Below are 10,776 nucleotides of genomic sequence, written 5' to 3' on the forward strand. Positions count from 1 at the left end.
GTCTCGGGCGGAAATGGAAATGGCTTACTCATTGTCACCTCAATCCTTTGAAATAAGAAATCCATTGCGCAAAAAACATACCAACAAGTAAAGTCATTAAAATTCATACGGTTAAACAACAAACATTATCATCAAAGATCAACTTATTGTTCTTATTACCAATTTTTAATTAAATCGAACAAAAAATTAGCACAAAAAAAGCCAGCGTTTCCGCTGGCTAGATATCAGAGTCTATATTCACTTGATACTGGTGATCCGACTACTCCGCTCACCACTGGCAGACACTGAGCGAATAAAGACCTCTCCACTCACTTCTGGACGCTGTGAGTCGATGTAGGTCTGCCACTGCGTGCCGTCCAGAGAATATTGCAACTCAACCCCGGGAAATTGCACATTCATTGCCAGTTGCCCTTGCTCAATTCTCGCCCCCGGAACGGGCAGACGATAATCAATACCCGCCTTTTCCAGTTTCGCCAGTTCACGTTGCCCTAACAGGTTAGCAAACCGGTTGTAATCCTGATTTAAAGCCAGTTTATCGACAAGGTTGGTTTGCTGTGAATACTCCACACCCACCTTGTAGTCGTTCTCCCAACCGGCACGGTGCCAGGCACGTTCAGCCGCTGCGAGTACTCGAGGAAAAACCATGTACTGATACTGCTCGTCATTACGTACGGTTTCAGACCATAACTGAGCCGATAATCCATAAAATGGTTTAGCCTCGATCTCACCTTTTCCCGAGAAGCCATTGCCGTCTCTATCGAACGATGTTTCTGCGTTCTGCGGCAGGTTTTCCGGAGCAAAGCCGAACATCTTACGAGTGTCCGTTGCTCGCGTTGCCCAATAATAACCACGCTCTTTCGGATCCGCTTCATAGGGCATGTCCATGTAGACATAATCCGGGTTCGACACTATCACGTCATAACCCTTTTCAGCCCATTCATAGGCTGATGAGGTGCCGCCCCAATACAATACATCCCAGAAGTTGACGCGGGTTGTTTCCGTCGCAAATGAATCAGCACCAGCGTCACTGTACTTTAGCCCATCTTGCCAGGCCTGGAAGTGGGTAATGCCTTTTTCGGCCACCAGCTTGGATACCTGTTCAGCAAAATGGCTTGGCAGATGCGCGAAATCGCTGACTTCTCCGCTATTAATCAGGGTCTGACACTGAGGGGATTTGGCAAACGGTTTGTCCTGCTTTGACAAATCAATCGTTCCTTTCCAACTGACTTTGTCTTTTGCATTCAGATCCTGGAATCCCGCTCCCAGCTTAATATTCTTCGCTTCGTCACCGCCAAAATGCCAGGTTGTCAGTGGCATACCAGCTTGCTTATGCATCGCAGCGACTTCAGAGATGACCTTGTCAACAAAACGGGTGGAAGATTCCAGACATGGGTTAATGAAGCTTTGCTTATTGTAGAACTGAACCGTGGTGACATTGGACGTATCCTGCGGATCCATTAGGCGGAACTCATTCGCCAATGCTTCCTTACCTTCCGCCATCAGACGTGTATAACGCGCTTCCATTGCAACAACTGCTGCACGCGCATGCGCCGGCATGTCAATTTCCGGTATCACTTCAATATTGCGCGCTTTGGCGTATTTTAATATGGCAATGTAATCCGCCTTACTGAAATACCCACTACCAAAGTTATCGCTTGTCGGCCCAGAGCCTAACTGAGGTAGCAGACAACGTTGCTCATCAGTATCAAAACAGCGCTTTGAGCCAATCTCTGTTAGTTCAGGCAAGCCCGGAATTTCGATACGCCACCCTTCATCATCGGTCAAATGAAGATGCAATTTGTTCATCTTGTATGCAGCCATTTGGTCCAGAGTCGCCAGAATCGCCGCTTTGGAATGGAAGTTACGTGCAACATCCACCATGATCCCTCGATAGTCAAAACGAGGAGCATCTTGTATCGCCAGTTGCGGCAACGATGTCGGATTCTGGCTGTCCGTCAGGCCAAAAATCGATTGTACCGCGTAGAAAGCGCCGGCCTGGTCAAACACTTTGATTCTGATGCCATCACGCTTAATGTTCAGCGCATAGGCACCGGTTCGGGCAAATTCAGTCGAAAAATCATCCGGTTTAATTGAGATGGTCACGGGGAATGCGCCGTTGATGTTCAGGCCAAGCACATTCGCTCTCGCTTCAAGGGCAGCAAATTGATCCGCATTGAAGACCGACTTTGGCAATGCTATCCCCTGGGCAATGTCCACACTGCCCGAACCAACGTTCACTTGCTGCGGAGTGGGCAATAACGTGGCGGACACATCTTGAGGTGACAGATCGGTGTTGTTATCAAAACGCGACTCCGCCGTAGCAAACACATTGTTGTCATCCGGTGTGCGCTTGAGGTTGTCACCTGTCAGACCTGACACAAACGTGCCCACATCTTCACTGTCGAGCGATGCCATCACTTTCGGTTGCGCATTGGGCGCTGTGACAAACGCACCAGGCAGAAAGTCGGTTTCGAATAATTGCCAATACTCACCAATCAGCGGCAACACCACTTTTTCGCCGGGCGCAAAACCGTCGAATTTCTCAGTGGGCTCCAGTTTATGCAAATCCCCGGTCACTCGGGTTACTTTAAACTGATCGTTATCCACATCCAGAATCAGTCGGATACTGTGGAAGTAGATTGCCCAGTCAGTGGCGTTAATCGCATCTCCCTGATTGACCAGCGTCATATTCACCTGATTACAAGATGCCCATTCCGCTCCTAAATCCTGACACGCCAAACCTTGATTTGCACCGTGATTGGTGATGACCTGATACTGAATATCCAAATTGTCGGCCAGAGCATTTACAACCTGCTGCTCCGTACTTTGCATCGACGCACATCCTGCCAACATCGCAATCACTGAAGCCGCTACAACACTATGTTTCAACATCCTACTTCCCCCCAAACAGTGAAAAAACAGCCGCTAGCCCGGCTTTTCTTCACCATACAAGAAGTTATTTTTTAGCGTAAAATTATTCAGATTGAGACGTGATCCGTATCAAAATTAGCTTGGAACTAAAAAATAAAAAACATAAATATCAAAAGGTTATAGAATACGTTAAAAACGAAAAGAGTAAATTAACGAGATTACTGCGAACAATGTCACTTATTTGCTTACCACAGCAAGAGAAATGATGATCCACATCACTCTCATCATTAAGCAATGCATTGGTGCTATAACAAGCAGAGTGCCATTTTGTGAAATGACTCTCACTTAACAGTGCGTCAATTGCGATTAAATAGTCGCAAAATGACGTTTTTTCCGCACTGGCATTCGGACAAAAACAACAAGAAAGGATTATTGATATGTTGAGGCTACTCGCCATTACACTGACGTGCTTATGGAGCGCAAATCTATTTGCCCAGCCACTTTTCTGGTCTGCACAAAAAGGCGACCTCCACTACTTCATTCTCGGTTCGGTGCACGTTGGTGACGAAAGCATGTATCCATTACCAACAGCCATCACGCACTTTCTGGTCAAGAGTGACGGCTTGATTATCGAAACGGATGTACGCAAAACCGATGGCGCAGTCTACCCGCCAGCAACGTTACTCACGAAGCAGGTCACTTCTGAACAAGAAGCAAGCCAAATTGCCCGAATTGCAAAAGAAACCGGGCTCTCTTATGAAGTCCTGATGCAACTCCCGCCCTGGCAAACCGCCCTAAGTATCCAAATGGCACAATTTTCTCATCTTGGCTACAACCCGGGAGATGGGGTTGATATGAGATTAATGTCCAAAGCGACCATCAACAATGTTCCGGTGCTGAGCCTTGAACCTTTGCAGTTTCAGATTGACGTACTCACCGGCCAGCCGCAGGGAGGTAAAGAGCTACTGACCTCCATACTCAGTGACTATGATAAAGGAGAGCAACTAACGGATTGCCTGATCAACAGCTGGAAGGCTGGCGACGCGCAAAAGCTGGTCGAGTCTGCGGATCTGTCATCGGTCAGCGACACGTTCACGGAACAATTTCTCTATCAGCGTAATCGTGACTGGGCCACCAAGCTCGACAATGGCACGATATTGCCCAAGCCGGCTGGTCGCTATCTGGTTGTAGTCGGTGCGCTTCATTTGGTCGGTAAAGATAACCTGATCGACCTACTCACACAAAAAGGCTTTCAGATCGCTCAGCTTTCGGACAGCCAAATCGCACACTGCATGCTGTGAACAAGACGAAGACACCAATATAAGCCCCGACATCACTGTCGGGGCTAAGCAATATGGTCGCTGAAGAGGGATTCGATCGGACTGGCGCTCCAGCCCACGACCCGAGTCGCGGCCCTACTAAACCTAAACACCAAAAACGAAAAAGCCCCAGCATTTCTGCTGAGGCCTTAAATGTGGTCGGTGAAGAGGGATTCGAACCCCCGACCCTCTGGTCCCAAACCAGATGCGCTACCAAACTGCGCTATTCACCGAAAAAGTTGTTCAGGCTATTGCCCGTCAACGGATGCGTATATTACGGATTCTCATGTTGAACGCAAGTGATTTGGCTCAGTTTTTCTGAATTTCAGTTTGTTCGGCTAAAACATCATCAACGGGCCACAAATTGTGACAAAAAACACACCCGAAGAAACATATTATCAACCTATGCAACACAATTGATCCAGATCAGTGTCGCCGAGCCAAGCAAGCATTAACGTAAACCCCGTCTTCGCAACTTTGGAGGAAACATGGACTTTTGGCTTGATCTCCTATTTGGTAATGCAGTGGGGCTATCTTCAATGATAGTAATCTTTGGCGCTTTGGGTCTGATGCTGTTCTACGGCGGTTTCTTCATTTACAAGGTTATGAACGACAAATCTCCTCACTAGATCGCTTAGCACCTATTCGTAGAGTAGTGTGACGCTATGCACCGGATTAGATTGCTTGTCTAATCCGGTTTTTTATTGCCTTTAAGACTGAATTGAAAAGATAAGTGATCACTCACCTTTTTCGGTTGGTATAATCCTGTTATTGATCCCTACCAGTGAGATGCCATTATGTCTCATGACGATGATTTTGCCCTCTTCCATGAAATGATGGGAGACGTCAAACCGCTCAAAAACGATACCGCGGAACTGAAAAAAAGCCACAGCGTGACCGAAGCGCAACTGGCCAAACGTGAGGCCGCAATCTGGCTTACCGAAGATGACCCTGAGTATCTGTCGACCGAACATGCCAGTATGCTCAAGCCGCAAGACGTGATCGAGTTTAAGCGTGACGGTGTGCAGGAAGGCGTCTATCGCAAACTGAGGCTCGGGAAGTACCCGATTCAGGCTCGGCTGGATTTGCACCGAAAAACACTGAAAGAAGCCCGTGACGAAGTCATTTCCTTCTTGCGTCAATGCATCTCTATGGATATCCGCACGGTTGTGATCGTGCATGGTCGGGGGGAAAAATCCAACCCGCCAGCTCTGATGAAAAGCTATGTGGCAACCTGGCTGACACAAATACGCGACGTGCAGTGTGCTCACAGTGCACAGCGCTTCCACGGCGGCACCGGGGCGGTGTACGTCTTGCTCAGAAAGAGCAGCGACAAAAAAATGGAAAACCGGGAGCGCCACCAAAAACGCATGGGCTAACAGCACCATTAATGGTACACTCCGCGCAGATAGTGAGCAGCTTTAATAGCTGCTCTGTTTTTACCGATTGCCGTTGTGAAACGTAGAGAGAACAACATGTCACAAGATTCAGCAAAACGCCTCAATAAATACATCAGTGAGACAGGTTACTGCTCTCGTCGCGAAGCCGATAAACTGATCGAACAGGGTCGGGTAACCATCAATGGCACCGTTCCGGAAATGGGGACAAAAGTCCTTCCCGGAGATGATGTCTGCATCGACGGCAACCCGGTTAGCGCCAAAGAAAAGCCGATTTATATTGCGCTGAATAAGCCGACCGGTATTACCTGCACCACCGAACGCGATGTTCCGGGCAACATCGTCGACTTCATCGGGCATAAAAAGCGTATTTTTCCAATTGGCCGTCTCGATAAGCCGTCTGACGGTCTGATTTTCCTCACCAATGATGGTGATATCGTTAATAAAATTTTACGCGCCGGGAACAATCACGAGAAAGAGTACGTTGTTCGAGTCGACAAACCTGTCAGTGATGAATTCATTCGCCAAATGAGCGCAGGCGTCCAAATTCTCGATACCATCACCCTGCCATGCAAAGTGACGCGTGAAACCAAATTTTCTTTCCGTATCGTCCTGACACAAGGTCTTAACCGTCAGATTCGCCGGATGTGTGAAGCTTTGGGGTACGAAGTGTTTAAGCTGCGTCGGGTACGCATTATGAACATCACTCTGGACGGTATTCCTAACGGCCAGTGGCGCTACCTGAGTGACTCGGAAGTGAATGACATTCTGGCGATGTGTGAAGACTCCAGCAGCACCGAAGAAGCATCAAAAGTCGACAGCCAGGGTAAGCGCATTCGCAAAGCCACGGATGCTAAGCTCTTTGACAGCCGGGAAGAAAATCAAAACTCCAGTGCTCGCCGAAACCCAAAGAGCCGCACGTTTAAAGGCAACAATGCCGACGCATTCCGCCACGCGCCGAATTCGAAAAAAGGTCGCGGCCCACAAAAGCCAACATCCGAAAGTCACAAACCGTACCGAAAACCAGCAGCAGGTCACTCGGCGCCACGGCCAAGTGCGAAACCTCGTACCGGTGGTACTCTCAGCCTGAAAAAATAAATCACCAATAAAAAGGGGAGCGTCATGCTCCCCTTTTCTATTCAAGGTTATCGCGTGTTATTTCGTACCAAAAATCTTATCACCCGCGTCACCCAGTCCCGGAACAATGTAGCCTTTGTCGTTCAGCTTTTCGTCGATCGCAGCAGTGTACAGCTCAACATCCGGGTGTGCTTTTTCTAACGCTTCAATCCCTTCCGGCGCCGCCACCAGCACCAGCACTTTGATCTGATTACAGCCCTGCTCTTTCAGAAGGTCGATAGTGGCGATCATCGAACCACCAGTAGCCAACATCGGATCCACCACCAGCGCGATACGCTCACCGATGTTCGAAGCTAGCTTGTTGAAGTACGGAACTGGCTCCAGGGTTTCTTCGTCACGGTAGATACCGACCACACTGATACGTGCACTTGGCATGTGCTCCAGAACACCATCCATCATACCCAGACCTGCGCGCAGAATCGGTACAACAGTCACTTTCTTGCCTTTGATCTGATCGACTTCTACCGGGCCGTTCCAGCCATCAATGGTTACTTTCTCAGTTTCAAAGTCCGCGGTTGCTTCGTAAGTCAACAGACTACCTACTTCTGTTGCTAGCTCACGAAAACGCTTTGTGCTGATATCACCTTCTCGCATTAGACCGATCTTGTGCTTCACTAGAGGGTGTTTAACTTCAACAACTTTCATTTCCATCTCCGGCTTAGTATTGGCAATTTTTAAACAAACTTTCCGATTATAAACGATTTCCCTCTCAATATCTTGATCTGAGCTAAGATAAAAAACTAGCGCAAACGTTTGCTCTTTGTGTTTAAGCACTGGTAGAATAGCGCCGTTTTCATATCCAACTTAAGTTCGAGGACTTTCCCGTGAGCGGTAACAACTCTTCTCTTAGCTACAAAGACGCTGGTGTAGACATCGATGCAGGCAATGCGCTTGTTGACCGAATCAAAGGTGCAGTAAAACGTACTCGTCGTCCTGAAGTGATGGGCGGTATCGGCGGTTTTGGCGCTCTGTGCGAACTGCCAACGAAATACAAACAGCCGGTTTTGGTTTCCGGTACCGATGGCGTTGGCACGAAACTGCGTCTGGCTCTGGATATGAACAAACACGATACCATCGGTATTGACCTGGTTGCGATGTGTGTCAATGACCTGATTGTTCAAGGTGCTGAGCCGCTGTTTTTCCTAGATTACTACGCGACCGGCAAACTGGATGTCGATACCGCGGCCGACGTGGTCACCGGGATCGCCGATGGTTGTGTTCAGGCAGGTTGTGCCCTGATTGGTGGCGAGACCGCTGAAATGCCAGGCATGTACGAAGGCGAAGACTACGACGTTGCAGGTTTCTGCGTTGGTGTTGTTGAAAAAGAAGACATCATCGACGGTACAAAAATACAAGCCGGCGACGCACTGATCGCGGTTGGCTCAAGCGGCCCGCACTCAAATGGTTACTCGTTGATCCGCAAGATTCTGGAAGTCTCTTGCGCGGACAAAAACGAAGAGCTGGATGGTCGTACCATCGGTGAACACCTGCTGGAACCCACCAGAATTTACATCAAGTCAGCGCTGAAAATGATCGCCGAACACGACATTCACGCCATTTCTCACATCACTGGCGGCGGCTTCTGGGAAAACATTCCACGTGTATTACCACAAGGCACCAAAGCGGTGATTGATGGAAACAGCTGGGAATGGCCAGTCATTTTTAAATGGCTGCAAGAAAAAGGCAACGTCACGACACATGAAATGTATCGCACCTTCAACTGTGGTGTTGGCCTGATTGTCGCACTGCCAAAAGCGCACGCCGATGCTGCGGTTGCTCTGTTGCAGCAGGAAGGAGAAAACGCTTGGATCATCGGTGAAATCGCTGATGCTCAAGCTGGAGAAGAACAGGTAGAGATCAACTGAGCATGAAAAGTATTGTTGTTTTAGTTTCAGGAAATGGTTCCAACTTACAAGCGATTATCGATGCTTGTGAAACCAGCATTAATAATGGCAAAGTGACCGCTGTTTTTTCAAACAAAGCAACTGCTTATGCTTTAGAGCGTGCCAAGAAAGCCGGGGCAGCAGGTGTCTTTCTCGATCCAAAGTCATTCGATACCCGTGACGCTTTCGATCATGAACTGATGAAACAGATTGACGAGTACAGCCCGGATTTGATTGTTCTGGCTGGTTACATGCGCATCCTTAGTGGTGAATTCGTTCGCCATTACATGGGGCGCATGATCAACATTCACCCCTCACTGCTACCGAAATATCCGGGCTTAAATACCTATCAACGCGCCATTCATGCGGGTGATGAAGAGCATGGCACCAGCGTTCACTTCGTGACTGAGCAACTGGATGGCGGGCCGGTGATCCTCCAGGCAAAGGTGCCCATTTTCGATGACGATACCATCGACACGCTGACTGAGCGGGTTCAAACGCAAGAATACAAAATCTACCCACTGGTGGTGGAATGGTTTGTAAACGACCGCCTGGAAATGCGCGGCGGTAAAGCGTTTCTCGATGGCAAGCAGCTTGGTATTCATGGCTACGCCAGCGAGTAAAATACTCACGCGATCAAAAAAGGGTTGATGTCTTATCAACCCTTTTTTCTTTTCCTGGAATTATTCCAGAGGCTCAGTCGGCGCCTGATTCCCCGGCTTGGCCGCTGCAAACGGCACATCATGCAGCTGTGCCGCATTGCCATCGATCAATTCACCGAAATGAAACAGACCGTATTCGCCAGGCTTCATCCGATGCCAGTTTTCGTTATCGGTCAGTGGCTGGGTCGCGATCACCGAGACAATGTCATTCGGGGTGGTTTCTTCCTGAAAGTTGATGGTCACATCTTCATCAATCAGGGTCGCCTTGCCAAACGGAGCCCGGCGAGTAATCCAGTACAGATGATTGGTACAGTAGGCCATGACATATTCCCCGTCAGAAAGCAGCATGTTGAATACTCCTTTCTCTTTGAGGACGCCACAGCGCGCTGCCACGAACTGGAAAACACCAATCATGTCCTGAGGTGGCTCTGGGAACTTCTCTTCCATCTCGTTGAGCAGCCAGCAAAAAGCCAGCTCGCTGTCGGTCTGGCCCACCGGCCTAGTCCGACCGGTGTCCATGTCCAAATAACCTGACAACTGCCCATTGTGCGCAAATGTCCAGTAACGTCCCCAAAGCTCGCGAGTGAACGGATGGGTATTTTCCAGATTCACGCCCCCACGGTTCGCCTGTCGGATATGACTCACAACCGCGCAGCTTTTGATCGGATAGTTCTGCACCCATTCCGCGATCTTAGACTGGCAGCTCGGGTTAGGGTCTTTAAAGGTACGAAACCCTTTCCCTTCGTAAAAGGTGATCCCCCAGCCATCACGATGTGGCCCGGTTTTTCCTCCCCGCTGCATCAGTCCGGTAAAGCTGAAACAGATATCGGTGGGTACATTTGCGCTCATGCCGAGCAGTTCACACATGGTTTTTAAAACTCCCTGACCGCCCTATAAGGCTTATTCCATTTCTTTTTCAATCAATTGAATCACGATGTGGATGATCTTGATGTGCACTTCCTGAATACGATCTGCGTAACCAAAATGCGGTACCCGAATTTCCACATCCGCCAGACCAGCCATCTTGCCGCCGTCTTTGCCCGTCAGAGCTATGGTTTTCATCCCTTTGGCTTTAGCCGCTTCAATCGCTTTCAGAATATTGCCAGAGTTACCAGAAGTCGATAAACCGAACAGTACGTCCCCTTCAGAGCCGACCGCTTCGACATAACGAGAAAAGACGTAGTCGTAGCCAAAATCGTTACTGACGCAAGAAAGGTGGCTCGGATCGGAAATCGCAATACCAGGGTAACCCGGACGATTGTCACGGTAACGCCCCGTCAGCTCTTCAGCAAAGTGCATCGCATCGCAGTGAGAGCCGCCGTTGCCGCAAGACAACACTTTGCCGCCTTGTTTGAACGAATCCGCGATCACTTTGGCCGCAGCTTGAATCTGAGCGATATTGTGATCATCGCTCAGGAATTTATGCAGAACGTCGGCCGCTTCGTTTAATTCACTTCTAATCAGATCCTGGTACATAGGTTCATCTCTTATTTGTTATTTCGTTTAC

Annotated in this window: 10 protein-coding genes and 1 tRNA gene; 6 read left to right on the forward strand and 5 right to left on the reverse strand. The window is 48.9% G+C overall.

Annotated features, from left to right (window positions below):
- Positions 1-237: 237 nt before the first annotated feature.
- Positions 238-2,892, reverse strand: coding sequence for a beta-N-acetylhexosaminidase (locus CAG64_RS03985; protein WP_161489217.1), 2,655 nt, complete (start codon positions 2,890-2,892; stop codon positions 238-240).
- Between the two features lie 416 nt (positions 2,893-3,308).
- Between CAG64_RS03985 and CAG64_RS03990 the strand changes: the two genes are divergently transcribed.
- The gene (locus CAG64_RS03990) at positions 3,309-4,172 is read left to right on the forward strand and encodes a TraB/GumN family protein (RefSeq protein ID WP_161488296.1); all 864 of its coding nucleotides are present in this window, start codon (positions 3,309-3,311) and stop codon (positions 4,170-4,172) included.
- Between the two features lie 174 nt (positions 4,173-4,346).
- Here the strand turns inward: CAG64_RS03990 and CAG64_RS03995 are convergent.
- Positions 4,347-4,423, reverse strand: a tRNA-Pro gene (locus CAG64_RS03995).
- A 255-nt stretch (positions 4,424-4,678) separates the two neighbouring features.
- Between CAG64_RS03995 and CAG64_RS04000 the strand changes: the two genes are divergently transcribed.
- The 3 genes from CAG64_RS04000 (at position 4,679) to rluF (ending at position 6,685) form a co-directional block, all read left to right on the forward strand.
- Positions 4,679-4,819: a DUF3149 domain-containing protein gene (locus CAG64_RS04000; RefSeq protein ID WP_039424584.1), complete on the forward strand. Its 141-nt coding sequence runs from the start codon at positions 4,679-4,681 to the stop codon at positions 4,817-4,819.
- 168 nt (positions 4,820-4,987) lie between these two features.
- Positions 4,988-5,569: a DNA endonuclease SmrA gene (gene smrA / locus CAG64_RS04005; RefSeq protein WP_161488297.1), complete on the forward strand. Its 582-nt coding sequence runs from the start codon at positions 4,988-4,990 to the stop codon at positions 5,567-5,569.
- Between the two features lie 96 nt (positions 5,570-5,665).
- The gene (rluF, locus tag CAG64_RS04010; protein WP_161488298.1) at positions 5,666-6,685 is read left to right on the forward strand and encodes a 23S rRNA pseudouridine(2604) synthase RluF; all 1,020 of its coding nucleotides are present in this window, start codon (positions 5,666-5,668) and stop codon (positions 6,683-6,685) included.
- A 57-nt stretch (positions 6,686-6,742) separates the two neighbouring features.
- Here rluF and upp read toward each other — a convergent pair whose 3' ends face one another.
- Positions 6,743-7,369 (reverse strand): uracil phosphoribosyltransferase, encoded by a 627-nt coding sequence (upp, locus tag CAG64_RS04015; protein ID WP_021705812.1) that lies wholly within the window; start codon positions 7,367-7,369, stop codon positions 6,743-6,745.
- A gap of 179 nt (positions 7,370-7,548) precedes the next feature.
- Between upp and purM the strand changes: the two genes are divergently transcribed.
- Together purM and purN are read left to right on the forward strand one after the other, a co-directional pair.
- Positions 7,549-8,589 (forward strand): phosphoribosylformylglycinamidine cyclo-ligase, encoded by a 1,041-nt coding sequence (gene purM / locus CAG64_RS04020; protein WP_161488299.1) that lies wholly within the window; start codon positions 7,549-7,551, stop codon positions 8,587-8,589.
- A gap of 2 nt (positions 8,590-8,591) precedes the next feature.
- Positions 8,592-9,230: a phosphoribosylglycinamide formyltransferase gene (purN, locus tag CAG64_RS04025; RefSeq protein WP_021705814.1), complete on the forward strand. Its 639-nt coding sequence runs from the start codon at positions 8,592-8,594 to the stop codon at positions 9,228-9,230.
- A gap of 60 nt (positions 9,231-9,290) precedes the next feature.
- Here purN and CAG64_RS04030 read toward each other — a convergent pair whose 3' ends face one another.
- Together CAG64_RS04030 and lpcA are read right to left on the reverse strand one after the other, a co-directional pair.
- Entirely contained in the window at positions 9,291-10,136 is an 846-nt protein-coding gene (locus CAG64_RS04030; protein WP_021705815.1) for a class II glutamine amidotransferase, read from the reverse strand.
- Positions 10,137-10,169: 33 nt separating this feature from the next.
- Positions 10,170-10,745 (reverse strand): D-sedoheptulose 7-phosphate isomerase, encoded by a 576-nt coding sequence (gene lpcA, locus CAG64_RS04035; protein ID WP_021705816.1) that lies wholly within the window; start codon positions 10,743-10,745, stop codon positions 10,170-10,172.
- Positions 10,746-10,776 lie beyond the last annotated feature (31 nt).

This window comes from Vibrio sp. V38_P2S17PM301, assembly GCF_009904845.1.
Classification (GTDB): domain Bacteria; phylum Pseudomonadota; class Gammaproteobacteria; order Enterobacterales; family Vibrionaceae; genus Vibrio; species Vibrio proteolyticus.

Bases quoted from the DNA above. Each gene is read 5' to 3' on its own strand.
- CAG64_RS03985 (WP_161489217.1), bottom strand. From the start codon at position 2,892: ATGTTGAAACATAGTGTTGTAGCGGCTTCAGTGATTGCGATGTTGGCA.
- rluF (WP_161488298.1), top strand. From the start codon at position 5,666: ATGTCACAAGATTCAGCAAAACGCCTCAATAAATACATCAGTGAGACA.
- purN (WP_021705814.1), top strand. From the start codon at position 8,592: ATGAAAAGTATTGTTGTTTTAGTTTCAGGAAATGGTTCCAACTTACAA.
- CAG64_RS04000 (WP_039424584.1), top strand. From the start codon at position 4,679: ATGGACTTTTGGCTTGATCTCCTATTTGGTAATGCAGTGGGGCTATCT.
- upp (WP_021705812.1), bottom strand. From the start codon at position 7,369: ATGAAAGTTGTTGAAGTTAAACACCCTCTAGTGAAGCACAAGATCGGT.
- smrA (WP_161488297.1), top strand. From the start codon at position 4,988: ATGTCTCATGACGATGATTTTGCCCTCTTCCATGAAATGATGGGAGAC.
- lpcA (WP_021705816.1), bottom strand. From the start codon at position 10,745: ATGTACCAGGATCTGATTAGAAGTGAATTAAACGAAGCGGCCGACGTT.
- CAG64_RS03990 (WP_161488296.1), top strand. From the start codon at position 3,309: ATGTTGAGGCTACTCGCCATTACACTGACGTGCTTATGGAGCGCAAAT.
- CAG64_RS04030 (WP_021705815.1), bottom strand. From the start codon at position 10,136: ATGTGTGAACTGCTCGGCATGAGCGCAAATGTACCCACCGATATCTGT.